This is a genomic window from Tumebacillus avium, from assembly GCF_002162355.1.
Lineage (GTDB): Bacteria > Bacillota > Bacilli > Tumebacillales > Tumebacillaceae > Tumebacillus_A > Tumebacillus_A avium.
Genome location: NZ_CP021434.1, coordinates 2,500,427 through 2,524,907 on the forward strand (window position 1 = coordinate 2,500,427; position 24,481 = coordinate 2,524,907).

32 protein-coding genes and 1 riboswitch are annotated in these 24,481 nt (G+C 57.6%); of the genes, 19 read left to right on the forward strand and 13 right to left on the reverse strand.

Features of this window, described 5'->3' with window-relative positions; translation table 11 throughout:
* The first annotated feature begins 97 nt into the window (after positions 1-97).
* Entirely contained in the window at positions 98-664 is a 567-nt protein-coding gene (locus tag CBW65_RS11900) for a CGNR zinc finger domain-containing protein (RefSeq protein WP_157721907.1), read from the forward strand.
* On the forward strand, positions 657-1,592 hold the full coding sequence (locus CBW65_RS11905; protein ID WP_087457014.1) for a 50S ribosomal protein L11 methyltransferase: 936 nt from the start codon (positions 657-659) through the stop codon (positions 1,590-1,592). The genes CBW65_RS11900 and CBW65_RS11905 overlap by 8 nt, the downstream gene beginning before the upstream one ends.
* A gap of 33 nt (positions 1,593-1,625) precedes the next feature.
* Here CBW65_RS11905 and CBW65_RS11910 read toward each other — a convergent pair whose 3' ends face one another.
* The 3 genes from CBW65_RS11910 to CBW65_RS11920 form a co-directional block, all read right to left on the reverse strand.
* On the reverse strand, positions 1,626-2,012 hold the full coding sequence (locus tag CBW65_RS11910) for an HIT family protein (RefSeq protein WP_087457015.1): 387 nt from the start codon (positions 2,010-2,012) through the stop codon (positions 1,626-1,628).
* Positions 2,013-2,065: 53 nt separating this feature from the next.
* Entirely contained in the window at positions 2,066-2,902 is an 837-nt protein-coding gene (locus CBW65_RS11915; protein WP_087457016.1) for a hypothetical protein, read from the reverse strand.
* A gap of 105 nt (positions 2,903-3,007) precedes the next feature.
* Positions 3,008-4,279, reverse strand: a complete 1,272-nt coding sequence (locus CBW65_RS11920) for an MFS transporter (RefSeq protein ID WP_087457017.1) — start codon at positions 4,277-4,279, stop codon at positions 3,008-3,010.
* A gap of 168 nt (positions 4,280-4,447) precedes the next feature.
* Between CBW65_RS11920 and CBW65_RS11925 the strand changes: the two genes are divergently transcribed.
* The 3 genes from CBW65_RS11925 (at position 4,448) to CBW65_RS11935 (ending at position 7,371) form a co-directional block, all read left to right on the forward strand.
* Positions 4,448-5,395 (forward strand): 4-hydroxy-3-methylbut-2-enyl diphosphate reductase, encoded by a 948-nt coding sequence (locus tag CBW65_RS11925; protein WP_087457018.1) that lies wholly within the window; start codon positions 4,448-4,450, stop codon positions 5,393-5,395.
* Between the two features lie 94 nt (positions 5,396-5,489).
* Positions 5,490-5,975 carry a PH domain-containing protein gene (locus CBW65_RS11930; RefSeq protein ID WP_087457019.1) on the forward strand — a complete coding sequence of 162 codons (486 nt, stop codon included), beginning with the start codon at positions 5,490-5,492 and terminating at the stop codon, positions 5,973-5,975.
* Positions 5,962-7,371, forward strand: a complete 1,410-nt coding sequence (locus tag CBW65_RS11935; RefSeq protein ID WP_198299819.1) for a PH domain-containing protein — start codon at positions 5,962-5,964, stop codon at positions 7,369-7,371. The genes CBW65_RS11930 and CBW65_RS11935 overlap by 14 nt, the downstream gene beginning before the upstream one ends.
* Before the next feature lie 58 nt (positions 7,372-7,429).
* Here CBW65_RS11935 and CBW65_RS11940 read toward each other — a convergent pair whose 3' ends face one another.
* Positions 7,430-8,530 carry a citrate synthase/methylcitrate synthase gene (locus CBW65_RS11940; RefSeq protein ID WP_087457021.1) on the reverse strand — a complete coding sequence of 367 codons (1,101 nt, stop codon included), beginning with the start codon at positions 8,528-8,530 and terminating at the stop codon, positions 7,430-7,432.
* 130 nt (positions 8,531-8,660) lie between these two features.
* Here CBW65_RS11940 and CBW65_RS11945 point away from each other — a divergent pair, with 130 nt between their 5' ends.
* Both CBW65_RS11945 and CBW65_RS25085 read left to right on the forward strand, forming a co-directional pair.
* Complete coding sequence (locus CBW65_RS11945) at positions 8,661-9,542, forward strand: LysR family transcriptional regulator (RefSeq protein WP_087457022.1); 882 nt, start codon at positions 8,661-8,663, stop codon at positions 9,540-9,542.
* Between the two features lie 30 nt (positions 9,543-9,572).
* Positions 9,573-9,698, forward strand: coding sequence for a hypothetical protein (locus CBW65_RS25085; protein ID WP_269768016.1), 126 nt, complete (start codon positions 9,573-9,575; stop codon positions 9,696-9,698).
* A 70-nt stretch (positions 9,699-9,768) separates the two neighbouring features.
* Here CBW65_RS25085 and CBW65_RS11950 read toward each other — a convergent pair whose 3' ends face one another.
* From CBW65_RS11950 to CBW65_RS11960, 3 genes are all read right to left on the reverse strand, one after another.
* Complete coding sequence (locus tag CBW65_RS11950; RefSeq protein WP_087457023.1) at positions 9,769-9,999, reverse strand: hypothetical protein; 231 nt, start codon at positions 9,997-9,999, stop codon at positions 9,769-9,771.
* On the reverse strand, positions 9,996-10,922 hold the full coding sequence (locus CBW65_RS11955; protein ID WP_087457024.1) for an RluA family pseudouridine synthase: 927 nt from the start codon (positions 10,920-10,922) through the stop codon (positions 9,996-9,998). Before CBW65_RS11955 ends, CBW65_RS11950 begins: the two co-directional genes overlap by 4 nt.
* A 124-nt stretch (positions 10,923-11,046) precedes the next feature.
* On the reverse strand, positions 11,047-11,262 hold the full coding sequence (locus tag CBW65_RS11960; protein WP_087457025.1) for a DUF1540 domain-containing protein: 216 nt from the start codon (positions 11,260-11,262) through the stop codon (positions 11,047-11,049).
* 264 nt (positions 11,263-11,526) lie between these two features.
* Here CBW65_RS11960 and hppD point away from each other — a divergent pair, with 264 nt between their 5' ends.
* The 7 genes from hppD to CBW65_RS11995 all read left to right on the forward strand — a co-directional run bounded on the left by hppD (position 11,527) and on the right by CBW65_RS11995 (position 16,929).
* Positions 11,527-12,627 carry a 4-hydroxyphenylpyruvate dioxygenase gene (gene hppD / locus CBW65_RS11965; RefSeq protein WP_157721908.1) on the forward strand — a complete coding sequence of 367 codons (1,101 nt, stop codon included), beginning with the start codon at positions 11,527-11,529 and terminating at the stop codon, positions 12,625-12,627.
* Entirely contained in the window at positions 12,627-13,589 is a 963-nt protein-coding gene (locus CBW65_RS11970) for a fumarylacetoacetate hydrolase family protein (RefSeq protein WP_087457027.1), read from the forward strand. The genes hppD and CBW65_RS11970 overlap by 1 nt, the downstream gene beginning before the upstream one ends.
* A gap of 42 nt (positions 13,590-13,631) precedes the next feature.
* Positions 13,632-14,792, forward strand: coding sequence for a homogentisate 1,2-dioxygenase (locus CBW65_RS11975; RefSeq protein WP_087457028.1), 1,161 nt, complete (start codon positions 13,632-13,634; stop codon positions 14,790-14,792).
* Between the two features lie 18 nt (positions 14,793-14,810).
* Complete coding sequence (locus tag CBW65_RS11980; protein WP_087457029.1) at positions 14,811-15,419, forward strand: flavin reductase family protein; 609 nt, start codon at positions 14,811-14,813, stop codon at positions 15,417-15,419.
* Between the two features lie 65 nt (positions 15,420-15,484).
* Positions 15,485-15,703, forward strand: coding sequence for a hypothetical protein (locus tag CBW65_RS11985; RefSeq protein WP_087457030.1), 219 nt, complete (start codon positions 15,485-15,487; stop codon positions 15,701-15,703).
* On the forward strand, positions 15,700-16,080 hold the full coding sequence (locus tag CBW65_RS11990; protein WP_087457031.1) for a hypothetical protein: 381 nt from the start codon (positions 15,700-15,702) through the stop codon (positions 16,078-16,080). The genes CBW65_RS11985 and CBW65_RS11990 overlap by 4 nt, the downstream gene beginning before the upstream one ends.
* A 277-nt stretch (positions 16,081-16,357) precedes the next feature.
* Positions 16,358-16,444, forward strand: a riboswitch (ZMP/ZTP riboswitch).
* An 80-nt stretch (positions 16,445-16,524) separates the two neighbouring features.
* A complete protein-coding gene (locus CBW65_RS11995; protein WP_087457032.1) occupies positions 16,525-16,929 on the forward strand; it encodes a hypothetical protein in 405 nt (134 codons plus the stop codon).
* Between the two features lie 205 nt (positions 16,930-17,134).
* Here CBW65_RS11995 and CBW65_RS12000 read toward each other — a convergent pair whose 3' ends face one another.
* Together CBW65_RS12000 and CBW65_RS12005 are read right to left on the reverse strand one after the other, a co-directional pair.
* Positions 17,135-17,758, reverse strand: a complete 624-nt coding sequence (locus CBW65_RS12000; protein WP_087457033.1) for a DUF3886 domain-containing protein — start codon at positions 17,756-17,758, stop codon at positions 17,135-17,137.
* Complete coding sequence (locus CBW65_RS12005; protein ID WP_087457034.1) at positions 17,755-18,081, reverse strand: DUF1811 family protein; 327 nt, start codon at positions 18,079-18,081, stop codon at positions 17,755-17,757. The genes CBW65_RS12000 and CBW65_RS12005 overlap by 4 nt, the downstream gene beginning before the upstream one ends.
* Before the next feature lie 117 nt (positions 18,082-18,198).
* Between CBW65_RS12005 and CBW65_RS12010 the strand changes: the two genes are divergently transcribed.
* The 3 genes from CBW65_RS12010 to CBW65_RS12020 all read left to right on the forward strand — a co-directional run bounded on the left by CBW65_RS12010 (position 18,199) and on the right by CBW65_RS12020 (position 19,982).
* Positions 18,199-18,720 (forward strand): hypothetical protein, encoded by a 522-nt coding sequence (locus tag CBW65_RS12010; protein ID WP_087457035.1) that lies wholly within the window; start codon positions 18,199-18,201, stop codon positions 18,718-18,720.
* Positions 18,721-18,820: 100 nt separating this feature from the next.
* On the forward strand, positions 18,821-19,447 hold the full coding sequence (locus CBW65_RS12015; RefSeq protein WP_087457036.1) for a Gmad2 immunoglobulin-like domain-containing protein: 627 nt from the start codon (positions 18,821-18,823) through the stop codon (positions 19,445-19,447).
* 25 nt (positions 19,448-19,472) lie between these two features.
* Positions 19,473-19,982, forward strand: coding sequence for a hypothetical protein (locus CBW65_RS12020; protein WP_087457037.1), 510 nt, complete (start codon positions 19,473-19,475; stop codon positions 19,980-19,982).
* A gap of 13 nt (positions 19,983-19,995) precedes the next feature.
* Here CBW65_RS12020 and CBW65_RS12025 read toward each other — a convergent pair whose 3' ends face one another.
* Both CBW65_RS12025 and CBW65_RS12030 read right to left on the reverse strand, forming a co-directional pair.
* Positions 19,996-20,487 carry a sporulation membrane protein YtrI gene (locus tag CBW65_RS12025; protein WP_087457038.1) on the reverse strand — a complete coding sequence of 164 codons (492 nt, stop codon included), beginning with the start codon at positions 20,485-20,487 and terminating at the stop codon, positions 19,996-19,998.
* Positions 20,484-20,807: a YtrH family sporulation protein gene (locus tag CBW65_RS12030; RefSeq protein ID WP_087457039.1), complete on the reverse strand. Its 324-nt coding sequence runs from the start codon at positions 20,805-20,807 to the stop codon at positions 20,484-20,486. Before CBW65_RS12030 ends, CBW65_RS12025 begins: the two co-directional genes overlap by 4 nt.
* Positions 20,808-20,908: 101 nt before the next feature.
* Between CBW65_RS12030 and CBW65_RS12035 the strand changes: the two genes are divergently transcribed.
* On the forward strand, positions 20,909-22,300 hold the full coding sequence (locus tag CBW65_RS12035) for an oligosaccharide flippase family protein (RefSeq protein ID WP_157721909.1): 1,392 nt from the start codon (positions 20,909-20,911) through the stop codon (positions 22,298-22,300).
* Between the two features lie 40 nt (positions 22,301-22,340).
* Here CBW65_RS12035 and CBW65_RS12040 read toward each other — a convergent pair whose 3' ends face one another.
* Together CBW65_RS12040 and CBW65_RS12045 are read right to left on the reverse strand one after the other, a co-directional pair.
* Positions 22,341-22,586: a hypothetical protein gene (locus CBW65_RS12040; RefSeq protein ID WP_087457041.1), complete on the reverse strand. Its 246-nt coding sequence runs from the start codon at positions 22,584-22,586 to the stop codon at positions 22,341-22,343.
* Positions 22,587-22,751: 165 nt separating this feature from the next.
* Entirely contained in the window at positions 22,752-23,093 is a 342-nt protein-coding gene (locus tag CBW65_RS12045) for a histidine triad nucleotide-binding protein (RefSeq protein ID WP_087457042.1), read from the reverse strand.
* A gap of 136 nt (positions 23,094-23,229) precedes the next feature.
* Here CBW65_RS12045 and CBW65_RS12050 point away from each other — a divergent pair, with 136 nt between their 5' ends.
* Positions 23,230-24,453, forward strand: a complete 1,224-nt coding sequence (locus CBW65_RS12050) for an LCP family protein (protein WP_198299820.1) — start codon at positions 23,230-23,232, stop codon at positions 24,451-24,453.
* The last annotated feature ends 28 nt before the right edge of the window (positions 24,454-24,481 follow it).

Genomic DNA, 24,481 nt, shown 5'->3' on the forward strand with positions numbered 1-24,481 from the left:
CCTACGCCGCACCTGCCCTCTTTCAAGCTGGGAGAAAAGTCCCGTTTTCTGGAGGACAAGTTTTTCGTGTATACTCAAGGGTGAGGTGGTGATCGGGATGTTTTCCTACTATGGCGGCCTGTTGTGGGTCGATTTTATCAATACGGAGCGTCTGGAGCAAGGGCAGGTCGAAGATCTGATTCCGGAGTTCCCGCTGTTTGAGCGCTGGCTGCAGGAAGCGGGGGTCGACGACTTGCCCGAGCCTGCCGGAGTGGATGGCAGGCAGGCGCTGCAAAAGGCGGCCGGGCTGCGTCGCCAGCTTCGGAAGATGGCGGAAGAATTGACCGACCCCGCAGTGGTGCCGGGCGACTGGGCAGCTTTTTTAAACGGGGAGCTGGCCGCAGTCAAGGGGCATTGGCAGATCCACGAGGGCAAGGCGGTGTTTGTGCCGGATGGGGGCTGGCTGGAGCGGGCGCTGTGGCCGGTGCTGCAGTCGGCGATGCTGTTTTGGACGGAAGGCGACCGGGCGCGCTTGAAGGCTTGCTCGAACCACGCCTGCATCAAATATTACTACGACACATCGAAAAACGGCACGCGCCGCTGGTGCCGGATGGAAACGTGCGGCAACCGCGCCAAAGCGCGCCGCCATTATTCCAAGCGCAAAGGAGCAAGTCAGGATGAGTGAAGCACAAGAACCGCGCTATGTCGAATACGCGCTTGCCGTCGATTCGGAGCGCGCGGAGGAAGTGATCGCGAAGCTGCAGATGCGCGGTATCGAGTATGTGTGGATCGATGCGCCGTTTGAGACGTTTGTGACGGAAGACGGCTACGGCTATCAGGAAGTGGAGACGGAGCGGACGACCGTCCGGGCGTATGAGGAAGTCGGGGAAGAGCCGACAGAGGAGTTGCTGGTGAAGTTGCGCGGGGAGATTCAGGCGCTGCTCGGCGAGCTCGCGCATGACGTCTCGGCGAGTGTGCCACAAGCGGTGACGGAAGACCCGGTGTATGAGTTCACGGCGCTGGAAGTCCGGCCCGGCCTGATGATCCGTCCGCCGTGGGATGAAGAGCGCGGGGCGGGGGAGACGACGATCGTCATCGAGCCGTCGGCCGCGTTTGGCACCGGACTGCATCCGACGACACGGCATTGTCTGGAGCTGATCGATGAACTCGTGCGGCCGGGCGATGCGGTGGCCGACCTCGGCGCCGGTTCGGGGATCTTGAGCCTGTTCGCGCGGATGAAAGGCGCATCGCCGGTGGTGGCGGTCGACCTCAACCCGTCGGCGGAAAGCAGCATCTCGTATCACATGGAGCTGAACGGTGTCGAAGGCATCGAGATCCGCATCGGCGATGTTTTTACAGAATTCGCAGGCGTGGAGCATCATTTCGACATGGTGGCGGTGAACATCGGCGGCAAAGAGGCGATGGAGCTGGCTCCGCTGCTGTTGCAGATCGTGAAACAAGACGGTGTGCTGCTCTTGTCGGGGATCGTCGAGTGGATCGAAGAGCAGGTGCGGGACTGCTTTGCCGCGCTGGGCTGGACGGTGAGCGGGCGCAGACAGGGCGAGGAATGGGTGACGCTTGCCGTGAAGCGGGTGCAAATGGAGCATGCATAAGCAAGAGGCGGCTGAAACGAGGCCGCCTCTTTTTTATTTACCGGGACGCCGGTTGTCTGGCTGTTTGATCCACCAGCGGATGCCTTTGCCTGTGTGCGGCTCGTCAGCAAAGCGGGGGATGATGTGGAAGTGCGCGTGCATGATCGTCTGTCCGGCCGGCTCGAAACAGTTCCAGCCGAGGTTGTAGCCGTCGGGGCTTAGGGTCTCGTCGAGCAGTTGCCGGGCTTGCTGCAGCAGATCTTGGGTGGCGGCCCACTCCTCCGGGGTGAGCTCAAATGCGGTGGTGCGGTGCTGTTTGGGCACGATCAGACCGGAGCCTTGCAAGATGTCCTGCTCCTTCTGCAGGAACCGGCAGTGTTCATTTTCCAGCACGATCCGCTGCCTGGGGTCGGCGTGCGGATGGCAATGCGGGCATACCATGCGGAGTCCTTCTTTCTCGTCTCGCGTTTTTCCACCAGTCTAGCACAGAACGGCTAGATCCAAAATGTCTGCGTGGATTGCTTCAGCAGGCCCATCATCAGTTCGGTGTCGAGGATGAGCTTGGGGAGGAGGCTTCTATACATGGCGATGATCGAGAGGCAGGAGGCGATTTCCCGTTCGCTCAGCACTTGCTGCAGGCGGCCGGGGGAGAGCGGAAGCGGGTAGGGGAGGCTGCGAGCTAACGTTTGCGCGGTGTGGAGCAGGCGGCGGCTCTGGTCGCGGTACCAGGGGGTGTGCAGGTAACCTTCCACGCCTTGCCAGGCGCCGGCGAGAAAGGTCGGGTACAAAGCCAGGGCCCGAATGTCGCCGGGCGGGGCAAATCCGTAGTGCGTGTCGGTGATCTGGCGCAGCAGGCGCTGGACCTCAGGAGGTGCTGTTTCGGTGCGCAGGAGCGGCACATTTTTCGGGAAGGTTACGGGGATGCCGGGCGGGACAAACGTTTCTTCCTGCTGCCAGCCGGGGATCGGACGCTCCGACAAGGCTTCGTACCAGGCGGTGGTCAAGAGCAGCAGTTTGGCATTGCCGTAGTGGAAGACGGGCAGCACGGCCGATGCGCCGCGCAGGTCGCGCCGCGTGACAAACGACGGCAGCTGAGGCAGGGGCGGAGAAGGGGGAGGCAAGGCGCGCAACTGGTCGGACAACAGCTCGAAGTGGTGGGACAGCAGATTGCTTCGGCTCGTTTCCAGCGCGTAGGTCAGGAAAGACGGATAGTGGGCGAGCACGCGAAACACGTCGCTGACGAGCGGCAGATGCAAGGTGTTTTTGATATTGTGGTACAGGTTGCGAAGCCGCCCTCGCGCCTCCCCCTCCAGAATCTCGGGGATGTACAAGCAACGTGCCTCCTTTCCTAACCAAAAGCTCTGTTGTAAAAGCATATGTTCCGCCAGCCCGAAAACAACCCCTATAAATAAAGCCGGGATTGAAAATCCCGGCCGTTACGTTTGAAACGTCGATTGTGGAATTTTTTCGGCGAGCGACTCGCGCACCTGTTTGTAAGTCGGGAGCAGCCGGCAGATGCCAACCGCGCCGATCTCCATCACGCCGCAGATCATGAACACCGCCCGCGTGCCGATCACCGAAGCGAGCGATGTGCCCGCGCCGACGGAGAGCAGCGACAAGGGACCGGTGATCGGGCCAAACGCGCCGTAGACGCGCCCGCGCATGTTTTCCGGAACGATGGTCTGGATCAGCGTATCCTGCACGATCTGGTTGACCGACCCGATGATGCCAAAGAAAGCGAAGCAGGTGATAGCGACCACCATCGTATCGCACATCGCAAAGATCACCACCATCACCCCGTCAAAGGCGAGCGAGGTGAAGAGGAGCAGCAGCAATGGCAGCCGCTTGACGAGCAGGGTGGTCAGGAAAGCCCCGACCAGCCCGCCGATGCCAAGCGCCGAGAACAACAGCCCGACCGCGCCGCTCGCCTGCTCCTCCGGCACGAGGTGCTGGCCGACAAACAGCATCGTCAAGGTCCCTTGCGTGCCCATACAGAGCGTAAACAGCATCATAAACACGAACAGGTAGACCAAGATCGGCTCCGTGCGAATGTACGCGACCCCTTCGCGCACCTCCTGCCACATCGAGGAACGGGCCCGCTCTTCTTTCGTGCGGTGCGCGGCGCTGTCATGCGCCTTGACCATGAGCAGCAAGAGCGGCGCCAGCAGATACATCCCCATCCCGACCAAAAAAGCGGTCTGGGAGCCAAACGTGAACACCACCCAGCCGCCGATCGCCGGGCGGAAGATCTGCCAGAGGTTGTTCATCGTTGCGATCAGCGAGTTCATCGACACGTATTGCTCCGGGCGCACCAAGAGCGGCAAAAACGCGCGGTGCGGCGGTTCGCCAAAAGCGACAAACGTCGAATGCAGCCCGGCCAGCAGATACAGCTGCCACAGCTCCGTCGACAAAAACATCAGGAACAAGGTGCCGGCGCGCAAGACGTAGCAGATGATCATCAGGGTCCGTTTCGACATCCGGTCTGCGAGCAGCCCCGCCCACGGCGAGATGAGGATGCCGGGCAGGATCTCCATCATCGTCACCATCCCCAGCGCCAGCGGATCTTGGCCCGACAAGCGGAGCGCCTGTGCCCAGATCGCAAACATCTGCACAAAATTGGCAAAGCCGCCGACATAATAGCTCGTGATATACGTCGTGAAATTGCGGTTCTTCAAGATCTCCTGAAACCGCTTGAAGTTGCGCGCCATAGGCACATCCCCCCTTTTTCCCCCTGAAACAAAAACGACCGCAAGCGACAATCGCCCGCGGCGGAATCCGACAGCAAATTTTACTCATTATCTCTGCCAAGACGCTCCGTTGTCAATATGCTATACTTAAAATGTTTTCAACCTTGCACGGAGCAGGAGGAATCCAACATGGAAGTCATCAAAATTTCACCGCGCGGCTATTGTTACGGGGTGGTCGATGCGATGGTGCTGGCCCAGCAGGCGGCCAAAGACCTCGATCTGCCGCGCCCGGTCTATATACTCGGCAAGATCGTCCACAACCAGCATGTGGTCGACGCCTTCACAGAGCAGGGCATCGTCACGCTGGACGGCGAGAACCGCATGGAACTGCTCGACAAGATCGACAAAGGCACAGTCATTTTCACGGCGCACGGCGTGTCGCCGGAAGTCCGCAAAAAGGCGCAGGAAAAAGGCTTGACCACCGTCGACGCCACCTGCCCGGACGTGACAAAAACGCATGACCTGATCCGCGAAAAAACGGCGCAGGGCTATGAGATCATCTATATCGGCAAGAAGAACCATCCGGAACCGGAAGGCGCGATGGGCGTGGCGCCCGACCTCGTGCATCTGGTGGAAAAAGAAGGGGACGTCGAGCATCTGACGCTGAAAAGCGACAAGATCCTCGTCACCAACCAGACCACGATGAGCCAATGGGACACCAAGCACCTGATGAACGTCGTGCTGCGCAAGTTCCCGCACGTCGAGATTCATAATGAAATCTGCCTCGCCACGCAGATTCGCCAGGAAGCGGTGGCAGAGCAGGCCGGGGCGGCCGACCTGACGATCGTCGTTGGCGACCCGGCTTCGAACAACTCCAACCGTCTGGCCCAAGTCTCCGAAGACATCGCCGATACCAAGGCGTACCGCATCGCCGACATCTCCGAGCTGCAGCTGGAGTGGCTGCAAGGCGTAAACAAAGTCGCCGTCACCTCAGGCGCATCGACGCCGACGCAGATCACCAAGGAAGTGATCGATTTCCTCGAGCAGTACGACCCGCAGGACGAAGCGACGTGGGGGCGGCTGCGCAAGATCACCGTCGACCGGATTTTACCGCGCTTCAAAGAGAAGTCCAAGTAAGACGAAACGAAACGAGTCAACATCCGTAGTAGATGTTGACTCTTTTTTCGTAAGATGTTTGTAAGAAGTCCGTAACAAGGAGGAACTCATACCGATGCGCAATCCGCCGCAGCACCAAGTGGACCGGCATGCGGTAAGCGTCTGGAGGATCAAAGAAGCGCTTATCGGGCTGCTCTACGGAATCGTTCCGCTGGCCTACTTTTTGCTATCTCGTGTTATCGAGCAACTGCCCGGCTGGGGGTTGTACGTCTTGATCGCCTTGGCGCTGCTCGGCTATCTCTTCGAAGTTGGTTTGGTGCCGCTGATCCGCTACCGCACCTTGCGCTATGAGATCACCGCCGAAGAGGTGTATCTGCAATACGGTGTCCTGATCATCCGCCGCAGCCTGATCCCGATGAACCGCGTCCAGCACGTCGAGACGGCGCAAGGCTTGCTCTTGCGTACCTACGACCTCGCCAACGTGACGATCTACACGGCGGCAGGCAAACATCAGATCCCGGCCTTGCAGTTGCAGATCGCCGATGGCCTGCGCAACAAGATCGCCGAATTCGCCAAGGTGGTGGATGATGACGATGTCTAATCCGCGCCGTGTGCATCCGCTGGCGATCATCCCGTATACGATCTCCTTTCTGCGCAACGCCTTGCTGCCATTTTTGTTTGGGAGTATCTCCCTGATTCGCGAACATCCGCTGATCACCGTTTTCGGAGCATTCGGACTGCTTGTGCTGACGGCGGTGTTTGGCTTTTTGTTCTGGTACAACTTCTCCTATACGATCGAAGCGGGCGAACTGCGCGTCAAGAAAGGCATCTTCAACAAACAGCGCCGCTTCATTCCGCTGGAGCGCATCCAGTCGATCGACATCAAGGCGGGCATCATCCTGCAACTGGTCGGACTGGTGCAACTGCAGATCGAAACGGCATCCGAAGGCAAAGTGCCGGAGATCTCGCTGGCCGGCATCACGCGGGAAGAGGCGGAGGATTTGAAAAAAGTGCTCAGCGACGCCAAAGCGGCCCGCCAGCCGCACGCGGAAACGGTCGCAGGGCAAGCGGCCGCGCCGGAGCAGATCCAATACCGCCTGACGATGAAACAGCTGATCTTCATGTCGCTGACATCCTCATCGATCGGCTTGATCGCGCCGTTTCTGTCGGCTGTCATCGAGCCGCTGACCAGCTACTCCGAGCATCTGGTGAAATGGTTGGGCCTGTTTCAAAACAGCAACCCCAACCTGATCGAAATCGGCATCCTCGTCGTGCTCACCGCGATCCTTTCAGTGCTCGGCTCGATCATTGTCACCATGCTCGCCTACGCCCGCTTTACGCTGACCCGGCAAGGCGACGTGTTGAAAATCTCGCGCGGGCTGCTGGAAAAACGCGAGCTGACCTTGCCGCTCGACCGCCTGCAGGGCATCCGCATCGTCGAAGGGCTCCTGCGCCAGCCGTTTGGCTATGTCACCTTGCATGTGGAGAGCGGCGGCGGCTACGGGAAAAAGCAAGGCCAGACCACCGTGCTCTATCCGCTCCTGAAGCGAAAAGACGTCAAGCAGTTTCTGCAGGAGATGGCGCCCGGCTTTGAAGCAGGTGCGAAGCTCAACCGGCTTCCGCAGCGTGCCCAAAGACGATACGGCGGCCGCCCGCTCCTGATCGCCTGCGCAGCGGCCGCTGTGATCGCCTTGCTGTTCTACCCGTTTGGCCTGTTCGCTTTGCTGCTCCTGCCGTTGTCGCTGGCCTGTGGCCTGCTGCAATACCGCGACGCGGGCTGGTCGTCCAGCCCGTCCTGCCTGACGATCCGCCGACGCAAGTTCGCCCGCACCACCGTGGTGATCCCGTGGCGCAAAGTGCAGTCTTACCACCGCCAGCAGTCCCTGTTGCAAAAACGGGCCCGCCTTGCCACCGCCTCCGTCCGCATCATCTCCGGGGGAGAGGGGAAGGAGTACAAAATCATCGATGTCGAAGCAGACCAAGTGCTTGGATCATAAAAAGGAGAGCCTCGCGGTAGGCTCTCCTTTTTTATGTTCAACTGTTAAGCTCAGCCGGTTATTCCGGCATGATGCCCGTATAGGTCGACTGCGGACGGATGATCTTGCCTTGTGCCGCTTCGAGGATGTGCGCACACCAGCCGACGGTGCGGGAGACCGCAAACGACGGGGTGAACAGCTCATCGGGCAGGCCGATCGCACGCATCACGGCAGCCGCGTAGAATTCCACGTTGGTGTTCAGGGGACGGTTGGGCTTGAACTCTTTCAACAGGCGCAGGCCCACTTCCTCAACATGCACGGCCAGCGCAAACCACGGGTCATCCCCGGCCAGCCCCGTCGCGATTGTCGACAACGCTTTGGCGCGCGGGTCGTAGGTGCGGTAGACGCGGTGGCCGAAGCCCATCAGGCGCTCGCCCGCTTCCAGCTTGGCACGCAGCCACGGCTCGGCATTTTCCTTGGTGCCGATCGCTTCGATCATCTCGGTCACTTCGGACGGAGCGCCGCCGTGCAGCGGGCCTTTCAGTGCGCCAATCGCTGCGGTCACCGACGAGATCAGGTCGGAGCGGGTGGAGGCGACCACGCGGCCGGCGAACGTCGACGCGTTCAGCCCGTGCTCCTGGGTCAGAATCAGGTAGGCATCGAGCGCACGCACATGCGCCGCCTGCGGTTCCTGGCCTTTCAGCATGTACAGGTAATTCGCCGTGTGCCCGAGGTCAGCGCGCGGCGCGAGCGGTTCGCGCCCTTCGAGGCGGGCATAGCGGTACGCGACGAGGGTCGGCACTTTCGCCGTCAGCGCGATCACCTGCTCCAAGGTCGGCGGCCAGGCGGCAAAATCTTCGGTGCCGAGCAGGGACACGCCTGTCCGCAGCGCGCTCATCATATCGGTGTCAGCCGGGATCGCGTCGAGCGCCGCTTTCACAAAAGCTGGGAGTTCGCGCTGGGCAGCCAGCTTGTCGTGCAATGCTTTTGCTTCTTCTGCATTTGGCAGATGTCCGTACCAGAGGAGGTGGGCGACTTCTTCAAACGTATGGTTGAGGGCAAGGTCGCTGGCCCAATGGTTGCGGTAGACGAGCAGACCGTTTTGACCGTCGACGAGGCTCAAATCGGTTTGTGCAACGACGACATTTTCAAGTCCGAGCGAGATCAGGTTGTTTTCCATGTTCATCCAACTCCTTTTCGTTTTTGCTTCTAGTTTCAGTATATCGACACATTTTCGAAAGGAGAAATAGAGATACTTGTCGTATTCGATTATAAAATATAATCGCTGAAAGGGTTGACAAGACTAAAACATGGATATCAAGCTCCTCCGAACGTTTATCATGATGGCGAAAGAGCTGAATTTCCACCGCACCGCCGAACGGCTGTACCTCGCCCAGCCCACCGTTTCTGTCCACATTCGCCAGTTGGAAGAGATGGTCGGCTATGCTTTGTTTGAGCGCACGGGACGCAAAGTGCGCCTGACCGCCGCCGGGGAACGGTTTCGCCTGCACGCCGACAAGATTTTGCAGGCGCACGACGAGGCGCTGTCCGATCTGGCGCGGTGGAAGGCCGGCTATGACGACCGCTTGGATCTGCTGCTCGCGCCTTTGTGCGCCGAGCATGTGCTGCCTCCGCTTTGGAAGCAGTATACGATGAAGCATCCGAACGTAGAAGTCCGCATCTATACCACGCTCTCCCCGTCGGTCGGCCCGGGCATCGCGGCCGGGCGCTCGCACGTTGGCTTGGCGCGGACGGCGTCCACGCATCCCGACACCGAATCGCACGTCCTGCACGAAGACCCGGTGCTGCTGGTCGCGCCAGGCACGGTCGACCCGGAGCAAGTCGACTACCGCGAACTGCTGCTCGACCATCCGCTGCTCACGAAAAACCACCCTGAATACTGGGACGAACTCCTGTTCCAGCTCCACGAGACCCGCGCCCCGATCCGCCCGATGTCCGTCTCTCAGGTCGCCGTCACCCGCAAGCTGATCATCGAAGGGCTCGGCGTGTCGTTCCTGCCCCGGTCGGCCGTGCAGGAAGATCTGGAAAAAGGGGATCTGGTCGCCTTGCCCACGCCCGATCTGCGCCTGCCCACCGCCTACACCTATGTGATCACCCCACGCAACAAAGAGCTGCCCCGGGCTGCGCAGGATTTTCTAAAATTGCTTTATGTAAACGAAGCCTCTTCATGATAAACTAGAAGCTGGAGGTGGCGATGAACGATGATGAAACGACTCGTACTTTCCGGACTGATCCTCACCTGTGCGCTGACTTTTACCGGCTGCAGCGAGCAGGATCATGACCATGCTGCAACTCCTGCAACGCAGGCGCAGCACAACCACAACTAATCACAACTGCACACGCATAAAAAAGCCGCCGAGCACGAGACTCTGCGGCTTTTTGCTTTTGATCAGAACATTACTTTTGCGGCTTTTGATACGGCTTGCGGCGCGAGAACTTGCGCGCCACGTTGTTGATCAGCAAAAACGCGCAGAAGATCCACGCATACCCGGTCAGCCCCATCAGCCAGTAGGGGAGCGTACCGCCTTGCCATTTGATCCGCACGGCAAAAGTCGTGCCCACCACCAGCAGCAAAAACGACAAAAACGCAAGCAGCCGGCCCAACTTGCTCCGACGCCTTTCATTCATCCTTGCACCTCAACGTTTGCCCCTTGCAGCTTCTCCTGCAGGGCGGCCAAGTCGTCTGCCAGCGGCGCGGTCAGCTCCATCTTCTCGCCGCTCACCGGGTGGGAGAAGGAGATCCGCGACGCATGCAGCGCCTGGCGTTTGATCAAGTTCAGCCCGACCCGCCCATACTGGCGGTCGCCGAGCACAGGATGGCCGAGGTGAGTCATATGTACGCGGATCTGGTGCGTGCGGCCCGTTTCCAATTCCAGATGCACAAGCGTCGCCGTGTCATAGCGCGTCACCACTTCATAGCGGGTCAACGCAAATTCACCGGCGTTGGGACGCACGGCGCGCAGGTTCGGATTTTGCTTATGCTTGCCGATCGGCGCATCGATCTGCCCGCGCTCTTCGGAGACGGTGCCGTCGACAAACGCCAGATACTCGCGCTTCAGCTCCCGTTCGCGCAGTTGGCGGTCGAGATGCTGGTGGGCAAACGCCGTCTTCGCCACGACCAGCACGCCCGACGTGTCGCGGTCGATGCGGTGCACCGGGCGGATTTTGGCCTGCAGGCCCTGCTGCAAAAAGTGCCAGGTCAGCCCGTGCGACAACGTTTCGGTCTGCGTTGGGTTGGTCGGATGCACCAGCACAAAAGGCGGCTTGTTCACAACGATCAGATGCTCGTCTTCAAATAAAATATTGAGCGGCATTTCAACAGGTGCCAGCCCCGCTTCCTCTGTAAAGGACATCGCGGCGCGGATCACGTCGCCTTCCTTCACTTCGCGGCCGAGAAAAGCCGGCTTTTTATTGAGCTGCACGCCTTTGGAGCGCGTCAGCTTCTGGATCATCCGCCGCGAGATGGAGAGCGTGCCCGTCAAAATCTCCTCCACCGTCCGGCCCGCTTCTGCAGCGGTCACCGTGTGGGCGGTCCATTTCCGTTCCGACATGAAAATTGCCTCCGTTCCGTTGTTTCACCGTAGTATTCCCTTTGTATCACAGTCCACTCGTTCTGCAAAGCCAAACGATACAAAAAGAGCAGCCGGTGAGGGCTGCCCGATTTGTGGTGCGCAGTTACTGCTCTTTTTTCTTTTGTTTGAAAGTGTGGCACATGGTAGCGGCACTGTTTTGCGCGTAATCTTTGTGCACACCGTCGCCGACCTCGCCGAACTCCGTCGAGAAGTCGCGATTTGCGTGAGCGTCGATCTCCACCAGAATGGAATTTGCGACGCAAGCGCCGCCTTTCGCCCAGTATTCACAGTTGCTTACCGAACAGCGTACCTCCGGCATCCACATGCACTCCTTTCAAAATGGGGTCTGGGCTTAGTATGGCTTCCCGCGATTGTCGAAACCATGTCAAGTTTTGGCGAAAGTGTCTTTTGTGCTTTACCGCATAACTGCATACGGGCGGTGACGCATCCTCTTGCAGGACAAGGGCAGAGATTGGTAATCTGAACTTGAAATGTTTTGAAAACGGATTCCCGACAAATGGGAACCTGTCAAAGAGGGAAGTCTACTTTCGAGAGACCTTTTATAGTAGGGGGAATATGGATAATGGCAGAACAAATGGACTTTTTACCGCTTCGTCATGTCGATTTTGTAGAATTTTATGTAGGGAATGCGAAACAAGCAGCCTACTACCTCGCTGGCGCATTCGGCTTCAAGCCGGTCGCGTTCAAAGGTCTTGAGACGGGTTCCCGTGACCGCGTTTCTTATTTGATGCAATCGGGCGACATCAACATCGTCCTGACCGGCACCTTGGTGCAGGACAACGAGATCGCAGAGCACGTGAAAGTGCATGGCGACGGCGTCAAAGACATCGCAATGCGCGTTGACGATGCTGCGGCAGCGTACGAGGAAGCGATCAAACGCGGCGCGAAATCCGCGTTCGAACCCCAAGAAATCTCCGATGAAAACGGCTCCGTCAAAGTGGCGGCGATCTATACCTACGGCGAAACCCTGCACACCTTTGTGGAGCGCGACAACTACAAAGGCATCTTCCTGCCGGGCTTCAAGGCATTCACCGGCCAAATGCCGGTCAACAACTCCGGCCTCGTGGCATGCGACCACATCGTCGGCAACGTCGAAGAAGGCAAGATGAACGAGTGGATGGACTACTATGCACAAGTGCTGGGCTTCTCGCAGCTGATCTCCTTCGACGACAACGACATCTCCACCGAATACACCGCGCTGATGTCCAAAGTGATGCAAAACGGCACCGGCCGCATCAAGTTCCCGATCAACGAGCCGGCACAAGGCAAGAAGAAGTCGCAGATCGAAGAGTATCTCGACTTCTACAACGGCCCGGGCGCACAGCACATGGCGCTGCTCACCCATGACATCATCGAAACGGTGGCGATTCTGCGCGAAAACGGCGTCGAGTTCCTCAACGTTCCGGACACCTACTACGAAGACCTGAAGAGCCGCGTCGGCGAGATCGACGAGGAGATTGAAGAGATCAAGAAGCTGAACCTGCTCGTCGACCGCGACGAAGACGGCTACCTGCTCCAGATCTTCACCAAGCCGATCATGGACCGCCCGACCTTCTTCTTTGAGATCATCCAGCGCAAAGGCGCGAAGAGCTTCGGCAAAGGCAACTTCAAGGCGCTGTTCGAAGCGATCGAGCGCGAGCAAGAACTGCGCGGCACCCTGTAATGAAATTCGTATCGTATCAGCACAAGGAGCTGGGCGAGCGCGCGGGGTATCTGCAGCACGATCATGTGCTGGACCTGGCGCTCGCAGAGTCTTGGGCACAGGAGCAAGGACGTTGCCATACGCAACGTCCTCTTCCTGTAACGATGGCCGGGATTTTGGAACTGGAGGCGGAGGGGCTGGCTCAGGCGCGCGCGATCGCCGAAGTCACCCGAGACACGCCGGCAGCCGAACTTCCTTTTGCGATTCCGCTGACCGCAGCGCACCTGCTGGCGCCGGTGCCGCGTCCGCGGTCGTTTCGCGACTTCTATGCGTTTGAAGAGCATGTGAAGACCGCGCGCGGCCGCCGTGGCCTCGACATGGTGCCGGAGTGGTACGATTTTCCGGTGTTTTATTTCTCCAACCACAACGCGTTTGTGGGTCCCGATGCCGATGTGGAGCGCCCGGCGTACACCACCTGGCTCGACTATGAGCTGGAGATCGCCTGCGTGATCGGCAAGACGGGGCGCGACATCAAGCCGGAAGCGGCGCATGAGTACATCGCCGGTTTTGCCGTCCTGAACGACTGGTCGGCCCGCGACGTGCAGCGCGAAGAGGTGAAAGTGGGCTTGGGTCCGGCGAAAGGCAAAGATTTTGCCACTTCGATGGGGCCGTACCTGCTGACGCTCGACGAGTTGGAAGATGTGCGCGACGGCGACCGCTGGAAACTGGAGATGACAGCGAAAGTGAACGGGCAAGAGCTTTCGCGCGGCAACTTCGGCAGAATCTATTTTTCCTTTGGCGACCTGATCGCCCGCGCATCGGACGGCGTGACGCTCTATCCGGGCGATGTGATCGGATCAGGCACAGTGGGCACCGGCTGCATTTTGGAGCTTGGCACCGAGGTGCACCGCTGGCTGGAACCGGGCGACGTGGTCGAACTGGAGATCGAACGGCTGGGCGTCCTGCGCAACCGCGTGAAATAGAGAAAAACAGAGATTGATTGAAGCAGAGAGGAGGCAGAGGCTGTGCCATTCTATCATAAATTAGGCGAAGTTCCGGCCAAGCGCCATACGCAGTTCCGCCAGGCGGACGGCTCCTTGTACCGCGAACAGCTGATGTCGACAAAAGGCTTTTCCGACATCTACTCGCTGACCTACCATATCAACCCGCCGACGCAAGTGACGCGGGTGGAGAAGATCCGTGACATCGTGATCGAAAAAGAAGAGCAAGGCGCGCTGAAACACCGCCACTTCCTGGCGCATCGCGCGGAGCTGAAAGGCGACCCGATCGACTCCCGCCAAGTCCTGATGTTCAACAGCGACGTGTCGCTGGCGATCTCCAAGCCGACCGAAGAGATGAACTACCACTACCGCAACTCGGACTGCGACGAAGTGCTGTTTGTCCACGAAGGCGAAGGCGTGCTGGAGACGATCTTCGGCAACCTGACCTACGGCAAAGGCGATTACCTCGTCATCCCGGTCGGCACGACCTACCGCGTGGTGATGCACACCCCGAGCCGCTTTTTCGTGATCGAATCGGCGTCGATGATCAAAACGCCGAAGCGCTACCGCAACGAACACGGTCAGTTGGAAGAGCATGCGCCGTTCTACGAGCGCGACATCCGTCCGCCGTCTGAACTGGTCACCCACGATGAAAAAGGCGAGTTCGAAGTTCGCGTGAAGTCGCGCAATCAACTGCACTCGTACATTTTCGATTTCCATCCGCTCGACGTGGTGGGCTGGGACGGCTACCTGTTCCCGTATGCGTTTAACATCGGGGACTTCGAGCCGATCACCGGGCGTCTGCATCAGCCGCCGCCGGTGCACCAGACTTTCCAAGGCGAAGGTTTTGTCATCTGCTCGTTTGTGCCGCGCCTGTACGACTACCATCCGCTGTCCATTCCGGCGCCTTACTTCCACTCGAACATCGAGTCGGATGAAGTGCTGTACTATGTGGACGGCAACTTCATGAGCCGCAAAGGCATCGAAGAAGGCTCCGTCACCCTGCATCCGATGGGCATCCCGCACGGCCCGCATCCGGGCACGATCGAAGCGTCGATCGGCAAGACGGAAACGAACGAGCTGGCCGTCATGGTCGACACGTTCAAGCCGCTGCACATCGCCAAAGCTGCGCACAAGGTGGAAGACGAGAACTACATGTACTCCTGGCTGCCACCGAAGGCGTAAAGAAAGAGAGGAAAAGACATGCAACTCGATCCGGCTACACTCTCTTGGGAAGCTGCGTACAAATACCTGAACGGAGCGATCCTGCCGCGTCCGATCGCTTTTGTTTCCACGGTCGACGGGGAAGGGAACACCAACCTCGCGCCGTTTTCCTTCTTCACCGCAGTGGCGGCGAATCCGCTGACGATCTGCTTTTCGGTCATGCGCCGTGGCACGGACGGTGAGAAGAAAGACACCTTGGTCAACATCGAAAACACCAAGGAGTTTGTCGTCAACGTCGTTTCCGAATCGTTTGCCAACCAGATGAACGTGACGGCTACCGAGTTCCCGCACGGCGTTTCCGAGTTCTCCGAGTCCGGCCTGACACCGGTGCCAAGCACGGTCGTGCAAGCGCCGCGCGTCAAGGAATCCTTGGTCAACTTCGAATGCAAGCTGACCGAGATCGTGCACATCGGGGACGGCAAAGGCGCCGGGTCGCTGGTCATCGGTCAGGTGGTGCAGGTGCACGTCGACGATGAAATTCATTTTGACGGCAAGATCGATACGCATAAACTCCAGCCGATCGGACGTCTCGCCGGGGCCGACTATGTGCGCGTCACCGACACGTTTGAAATGGTGCGGAAAAAATAGTACGCTAAACAAGGCAACCTGTCGCACAGGTTGCCTTGTCCTTTGCGAAGGGAGGCCTACATAAGATGTCAGAATCGTATTACGCAACGTATGCGGTCGAAGCGCTGGGGCCGATGAAGGCGCGGTTTGCCGATATCGACAAGCGGGACGGATTTGAGATTTCGCTTGGGATGTACAAAGCCAATCTCGGGCCGGTGACGCGCGATGTATTTTTGCAATACGCACAACGATTTGAAGGCGAAGTGCTGGAACTTGCCGAATCGGAAGGGGAAAAAACGAAATGACGAAGCTGATCATCACCTTGCTCTTGCCGCTCTTGGCGGTCGTGTGGCTGTTTTATGTGATCAAGCGCAAGGCGAAATACCAAACGGCGGTGGACGGCATCGGCGCGATGCTGATCTATTGGATCGTCGGGTTCCTCGTGACCTGGCTGTTTGCGACCTACCTCGGGCTCTACCTGTACGGGATGGCGCAGCAGCAGGAAGTGGGCGGCAGCGCGAAGATTCTGTTTGTGCTGAGCGTTTATGTCGGCGGCCTGTGGGGCGCGTTGCTGCCGTACCGGGCGTATGCGCGTTCGAACAAGGACAGCGTGTGGATTTGGCTGGGCAGCGCGCTTTTGTACAGCGTGCTGTTCTATCTGTCGACGATGTTTGTACGGTAGAAATTTGATTTTCGATTATTATTAAATTTCTGTCTATTTCTGTTGAAATACAGATTTTTATGTCGTATAATGTTCTTGGGGGATGCACTTATTTAAAGCAGTGAAGCAGCGATAGAGAGCTGCCACGGGGGAGCGGGTGTCTGCGCCCGGGGGGGACGGCGCTTGGGGAAGTGCCGGAAAGCAGGCATTCGCTCTCGGCAGCAGTGCGGCTTGTCAGGAATCGGAAAATGATTTACAATCGAGAGAAAGAGATTGCTGACAACCTTTACAACTGAGAACCGTCTCGCATAACTGGCGGAAACGTGGAGCGTACCACGAGGGAGTGCGAGAGGAACAAACATAGCCGACCGCCTGGGCACCTTTGGATTTTTTGATCCGAGGCTCAGGGCGGTTTTGTCTTTTTCTGAGCCGAGTACTGTTGGGATGAGAGGGAGGCGTGTTGAGATGGTATTTGAGGAGCGATACGGTGAGCGGGTGACCTGCCCGCATTGTGAAGCGAACGGAGCTGCGTTTGAGGAGATCGAGACGTCGGAAGGCAGCTTTGAAGAGGTGCCGTGGCACGTTTCGTCCTGTCTGAAGTGCGGGGCGGAAGTGCTCTACAAGCGGGTGCGCGATCTGGAACTCATCACCTCACTGTGGCTGGCCGACCCGAGCGGAGAGCCCTTGCGCCGCTACGTGATCTTCCCGGAGCCAAACGGCCGCCGCGTCCTCTGGCGCATGTTCGTCGAGGACCCCTTGCATACGTTTCTGGCCCGCCAAGGCTTCTACGACCGCTACCTGCGTCCCGTCCTGCCCGTCAAACGCGCCGCCGGCGGTACTGTTGAGAAACAAGCTCTGGCGAAGAAGTAGCCCGGCAGACCTTCCTGCAAAATGCAGCTTGGCAAGATTACGCGGACTTGCAAGACTGCACGGACATATAAGACTGCAGACTTGAAGTCTTGCAGTCTTGCAGAAGACCATGTGTATCGGTGAATTCTAAATGAGTTTATAAAGAAGCCCTTGTCCTGATGATGTCAGACAAGGGCTTTTGTTATGAGTGCAGGCGTTAGCCTCGTTACTTAAAGTCTTTCCAGTTCTGCTTGGACTGTTTGAGCAGATATTCGAAATTGTTCTCCAGCTCTTTCTGCTCTTTTTCGCGGCGAGTGACTTCGGCTTGGCGGCGCTGGTCTTGTTGGACGCGCTCCTGCTCTTTCATCTCGGAGGACTTCTCTTGCAGTTTCTTCAGCATTTCCGGGTTGAGCATGTCTTTGAGCGTGGTGCCTTTTTCTTTCGGCATGTCACCTTTGCCGACGCGGTAGTTGTCCAGCGGATCGCGCTGCCCGGCGTTTTGTCCGGAAGATTTGCTTTTGCTTTTACCTTTTTTCATCTTTTTCACCTTCTCCTTCAGATGCCCGCGGGTGCGCAGCTCTTCCAGCACCCGCTGTTTGTCACTGTCTTCGCAGACGATGAAAATCTCCTGAATCGCTTCGGTCGTTTTTGCCAGCAGCTTCAGCCCGGTATCGGTAAAATACTGAAACGTCAGCTCCTCACGCTCCGACTTGTGCGGGGAGATGACGCCGGTGATCACCGAGCGCACCTGGGGGATCGTGCCAAGCTCCTCCAGCACCTTTTCATAGCCGCCGATGATCGTGTGCATTTTCTTGACTTTGTTCTCGCGGTGGCGGTGCTTGCGGCTCACTGGGCAGCTCCTTGCTCCTTGTCGACCAGCATCGCAAACGGGTACGCTTCTTCCAGCCGCACGCCGTTCAGATAGCCCCACGCCATCACGCCGTCCGTCCGCGTCACTTCAAAGCGGTCGTTGGAGTCGATAATCGTGTAGCTCTTGCCGACTTTGATCTGATCTTTGTCCATCGTATACGAAAGAGCTAAGTAATATTTACGCTCCAAAACATCAAGTTCCTCGTAGCGCTGCTCCGCAAGCGCGCGGTGCCCTTCATCCTGCAGGCGCTTCATCTCCGCCGTCAATTCCTCGCCGTTCATATCCCGGTACAGTTTCGCCATTGTGTCTAGGTCTCCTTTTGCAAAGGGGTGTCGATCTTTCCATTATACACATTTCCTCCATTTCCCGTCTTGAGTGCAAATCTTCGCAATGTTAGCATCAAACGGGGGGAATGACCGTTGAAAAAGATCATATGGCTGGGCAGCGGGCTTGGTGTGCTCGTCTTGGGCCTGTTTTTCCTGTATGTGTTTACGCAGCATGAACAGACCCGGCTTGCCAACGCAGAGCCCGGTTTCACCGCCGAACAAGTAGCATACTGGGACGCCTTGGAAGCGCACAAGATCAAGTTTAATCTACGCTCCGAGAACACGGCCAAACTCATTGAATCCAAACAGAATCCAGACGAGCTGTTCAGAAGCGTAGAAGACACGCTGGCTCTCACCCGGGAAGTCAAATTTATCCGCTATCCGAACGAATACGAAGAAATCCACCTGGCCTACAAGGAAGTGATGGCCCGCTACGAAAAAGTCTACGCCACCATGAACGCCTATCTGAATGGCGAGCTGGAAGAAGACCCGGAAATGCTGCGAGACGAGTTGGAACAGCTCACCTTCGAAGCCGATACCGCCTATTGGAAGTTTGGCAAAATGGAATCCAAAACGTATGTGAAAAGCGGCGAAGACCTGCATGACGACCGATAACCTCCGCTCACGGGCCGGAGGTTTTTTTCATAGAGTAATTTGACAGTTCATGCCGAACTTTGAGATGATTTATAGAAGAGAAGACGGAGGAGGTACCACTATGGGGAACCGTGACAACAAGAAGACGTGGCTGGTCTGGCTCAGCACGGCCGTGATCATCGCGGCAGTTGCGTTTACCGGCGGCTACTATTTTTCGAAACAGTCCGAGCCTGTCGTGCAGCCTGTCAAAGAAGAACCTGTTAAGCCGACACCGGAGCCAACACCAACTCCACAGCCTGAACCCACACCGACACCGACGACGCCAACTCCGCAGCCGACCGAACCCGGCACGCCGCAAACGCCCGCTCCGGCGAGCGATGTGTTCGCGATCAACGCATACAGCGGCAGCGGTTCGCTCGACATCCGCGACCGCGGCTTGGAAAACGGCGCATTCCGGGTGAAAAGCATCGACTGGTCGGACACCAGCCGCACGCTGTACGTCTCGGCCGACATGCGCGCCTTTGAAGGCGTCGCCTATTTCCGCGTCAAAGATGAAAACGGCACCCTGCTCGAACCGGAAAGCGTGCTGCGGGCCACTGAAGGCGCACCGGCCTGGAGCCCGGTGCAGGCGCAAGTGCCGCTCATCGAGGCATACCAAGGCAAAGTCCTCGTCGTCGAGTTCTACGCCAAGAGCGCCAACGACGGATCGCGCATCAACATCCTGCGTCTGAAGATCAAACCGGAGTAGCAAGCCCGTTTAGGAGGAACCCCTGATGCAGCACAAACCACACTTAGAACTTGTCACCGGCGCCGAAGCGGCCGAACAGCTCAAACAGTTTCCCGTGCCCGTTTCGACCGGACTCTTTCATATTCCCAACCAGCTGACCTGGCCGCTGCTCGTGCCCCAAGGCGGCCTCAAGGTCACGCTGGAACCGGACAACAAAGACAAACAGCTCACCTACGGGCTCGTCACCGGCATCATCGCGTTTGAAGAGAACTTCTACCTCGTCGGCCGCGTCGACTACGCTTATGGCGAGGCAGAGTACACCACACAGTTTCGCCTCGACTGGTCGGAGGACAAGACGCTGATCGAATCGATCGCCGAACTTGGCATCCTTGGCCTGACCGACAAAATGCCGCCCAAGCTGTCCGGCAAAGACGAGATGGTCGAACACCTCACCCGTGTCACCACGTTTGTCTGCCAGTTTGACGCCACCGAACTGCACCGCCTGAAGATCCAAATGATCCGCATGCAGGAGCAAGCCAAAACGACCCGCCACTAGCTGGCGGGTCGTTTTATGGCTGTGACGGGGTATGGGTCAGCGACGTGCCCGCTTCCTTGACCGCTTCGATAAAAATCGTCGTCGTTTCGCCGATCACCACGTGTTTGACTTGGATCGAGACCAGATGGTCGGTCACATGGAATTGCCGTTCGTGCAGGAATTCGATAAAAATGTCCGGGTTCTCTTCGAACAGCTTGATGTTGCTGCCGACCAGCCGTTTCAAGCGGCTTTTGACTTCTTTTTGCACGGCGAGCTTGATAAACTCATCGGGGGAAGCGATGACGGTCACGTTGATCTTTTGGATCTTGCGCACATTCGATTTTTCGATCGTGCTCAGCTTGGCCTGCAGTTTCTCGTTGTCTTCCTGCAGCTGGGCGATCTGCGTCTGACGTTCGGTCAGGCGCAGGTATAGCAGATCGAGGTCATGCCCGCTGAACGTGAGCAGCACCGCCGAGCCAAACAGGGCGCCGACCGCAAACGTGGCGAGAAACTGGCGGGTTCTCATTTGATTTCACCGACCATCCATTTGATCAGAAAATAGCCGACGTTGCAGCCGAGAAACGCGGCGACGATATAGCACAGCTGCTTGACGGGTGCGCCAAACTGCCCGCCGAGCACGCCGGTCTCCAGCACTTTCAAGGCGTCCATCGTGCCGCCAAGCGCAGCGACGAGCGCCCAGATTTTCAATTTGTCCGCCATGTCGACCATCTCGGTCATCGGCGGCCGGTGCGTGAGAAACGCGCCCATCGCCCCAAAGACCGAGCCGCCGAGCACGATCCCAAGCGCTACAAAGAAGTCGAGGATGACCGTACTCAAAAATCCCACAGACTCTCACTCCTCGTCCCATGTCATCCCTTGATACCTATGCGAAAAAGGGGACAGACATGCGATTGTAAACAATGGGGCGTAGGAGGATGGGGCGGACTGTGATAAAATGGTATCTGCATACTCAACTCGATCTGGAAAAAGAAGGGATCTCTATGTCGCAATATATGCGGGTCCTCTGGGCCATGTTTTACAAGTTTTTAGGGGCGGGGCTGGTCTTTGTCACCGCCGTGATGACCGCCAACTATGTCGGGCCGGCCGGGCGCGGATTTTTGTCCTCGATGACGGCCAACCTCGCCATGTACTCGCCGGTGGTCGGCTCGTTCTCGGAGTACATCCCGTACGGCATCAACAAGCGCAAACAACAGCCATCCGAAGTGTTTACGACCGTGCTGTACTACTGCTTTGTATTTGTTTTGATCCTCTTTGCGGCGGCGCTTCTCGCGACCCCGTTTTTTTGGCACGATCTGATCAACCTTGTGCCATCCAAGGCGATGACCTGGTGGATCGCAGGCATGATCGGACCGTTCGCTTTGTTCCACGTCTGTGTGACGCGGCTGATCCTCGGGCTGAACGAGCTGGAGTGGCTGAACCGCCTGAACACCCTGCAGTCGCTGCTGGCGATTCCGCTGTTTTTCCTGGCGTTAACGCTGCCCGATGAACAGAACGAGAAAGTAGTCTGGGCGATGTTTGCCTGGCTGGCTTCTTATGTCGTGACCGCTTCGATCTCAGCGGTGGTCGCGGTCAAGAAAGGAAAGGTCAGCCTGGTGCCCAAGCCGGTCCAAGACCTGCGCACGGAGATCTTCAAGTACGGCAACCAACTGGCCGGCAGCCGGCTGTTGACGCAGCTCAACTACCGGGTCGACTACTTTTTCGTGCTGTACATGATCAGCGTGGAAGCGGCGGGGATCTACTCGGTGGCCGTCACGGTGGCCGACATGCTGCTGTTCGTGTCGATGTCGCTCTTGCAGGTCGTCGTAACCCGCGTCTCGGCGCTCGAAGAAAAAGATTCCTCGCTGCTGACCGCCCGGACGTTTCGGCACACGGTGGTCATCCTGCTCTTCTCGCTGATCTTCTTTTACCTGGTGATGCCGTCGGTGATCATCTTGGCGTTTAAGGAAGACTTTGCGACCGCGCTGACTCCGTTTTACATCCTGTTGCCGGGCGTGGCGATGCTTGGCCTGGCGCAGGTGCTGACCAATTTCTTCACCAACCAGCTTGGGCAGCCGAAAGTGCTGATCCGGCTGGAAATGATCTCGATCTTCACCAACATCATCCTCTCCTTTCTGTTCTTCGGCGTGTTTCACATGGGGGCGGAAGGGATGGCGCTGGCAAAGACGAGCGGATTTGCGATCATCTTCCTGATCGCGATCATCTACTTCTGCCGGGCGACAGGCTATCCGTTCTGGAAGATGTTTGTCCTGCAGGAAGACGAGATTCAGCAATACAAGAACCTGTTTGGCAAAGTGACAGGCAAACTGCGCGGAAAATAAAAAAAGCCCCTTTGCGAGCGATGCGCAAAGGGGTTTTGTATTACAGCCATTGTCCGTAGTAAACGCCGATGTAGCCGCCGTCCGCCTGCGGGTAGACGCGCTGCAGTTGGCCGGAATAGCCGGTCTCTGCATTGTAGTAGTATTGCGGCGGGTAATCTGCGAACCACAGTTCTGCAACGACCCAGTCTTCATTCCATTCCGGTGTGATCACCGTTGCTGCTTGTGCCGGTACTGCCACGGACAGCGCCCCGGCAGCGAGTACTGCTGCGAGAATCAGCTTTTTCATACGAACACCCCTTTTTATGTTTTAATTACAATTCAAATTATATCACCACTTCAAAAATTCATCAATAAAATAATTATTTTAATTTAAATTTTAGAACTAGTGAAAATAAAGAAAGACCTGAGTTCGGGTGATGAACTCAGGTCTCGTCGAAGAATGAGGGAAGAATTACATATCCCATTTCAGCTGGCGTCCGCCGATCACATGGTAGTGGATGTGGAAGACGGTCTGCTGGCCGTGCTCGCCGGTGTTGGTGATCACGCGGAAGCCCGACTCGGCCACGCCGAGGATTTTCGCGACCTCTTGGATCGCCAGGTGAATCTTATGTACATGTTCGCCGTCGTCTTGGGAGATGTGCAGAATGCTCTGGATGTGTTTTTTCGGGATGACCAGCGCATGGACCGGCGCGATCGGGTTGATGTCATGGAAGGCGTAAACATGATCGTCTTCGTAGATTTTTTTCGATGGGATCTCGCCTGCGATGATCTTGCAGAAGATGCAGTCCGACATAGATAGAACCTCCTCCAACAGTTGGGTGCTTGTACCAAAAGAGTAACACGGAATGGCTAAAAAGGGAAAGAAATCGTCAAGAATACAGGAAAAGAGAGCGAAACGTGGAATAGAATTGAGTGGAGGAGATGAATGCGTGAAGAAAAAATGGCTGCGGCTCGTCGGTTTTGTGCTGACGATACTCTTGTTATTTTCCGGGTATTACGTATACTCGATGTTTTCATTTTTAGAAGATGTGAGCACCACCAAATTCTCAAGCGGAGACAGTCCGCTGACCACCGCGACATGGGAAGGCAAGGAACAAGTGAACATCCTCTTCCTTGGGGTCGACACCCGCGTCAAAGGAGAGCAGCCGCGCTCCGATACCATTTTGCTGTTGAGCGTCAACCCCGTCACGAAAAAAGCGTCCCTGTTCTCGGTGATGCGCGACACGTACCTCGATATTGAAGGGGTCGGGCAAGCCAAGATCAACGCAGCGTTCGCCAACGGCGGACCGGAGCTCTTGATCTCGACGGTGCAGGACTTTTTAGACATTCCGATTCATTATTACGTGGCGACCGACTTCCAAGGGTTCGCCAAGATCATCGACGCCATGGGCGGAGTGGATGTTAACGTCAAAGAGGCGATGGTGCACCCGGATGACGGCGTGTACGACATTAAGCTTGCAGCGGGACAGCAGCATCTGAGCGGCCAGCAGGCACTGATGTATGTGCGGTACCGCGGCACGGCCCGCGCCGATTTCGACCGCACGGAACGCCAGCGCGAGATGGTGAAGATCGTCGGCCAGAAGATGGCAACGCCCGGCATGGCGCTGAAACTGCCCAAGATCTTAAAAGAAGTCACGCCGTACACGGAGAGCAACATCGCGGCGGGCGACCTTTACAAGCTGATCGCCTTAGGCCTCAAGGCCGACACGACCGGCATGCAGACCGAGCAGTTGCCGCCGGTGGAGTTTTTGTCCGAAGAATATAACATGTACGGCGAGCAGGTGCTCTGGCCGGACATCGCAGGAACGCGCCAGTTCGTCAAAGAAAAGATCGGCGCCACCGCGAGCACGACAGCCGGCACACCGCCTGCAGACGGCGGCTCGGAGACGGCAGGCCCGGCTGGCGGGGGTCAGGACTCCGGTCAGGAGCAGCCCGTCGCTGAGAACCCGTCTGACAGCGGCAAGCAAAAGGGGCAGGTCACCGGCGAATACGTCAACCTGCGCCAGATGCCGGGCACCGAGAACGAAGTGATCGGTCAGGTCTACGCCGGCCAAGTGCTGATCATCGAAGAGACGGCGGGCGACTGGTATTATGTCCGCACCCCGGACGGCATGTACGGCTATGTGACCGCATCGCTTGTTCAACTGTTATAAGCTTTTCCGCAAAAAAAGTAAGTATATT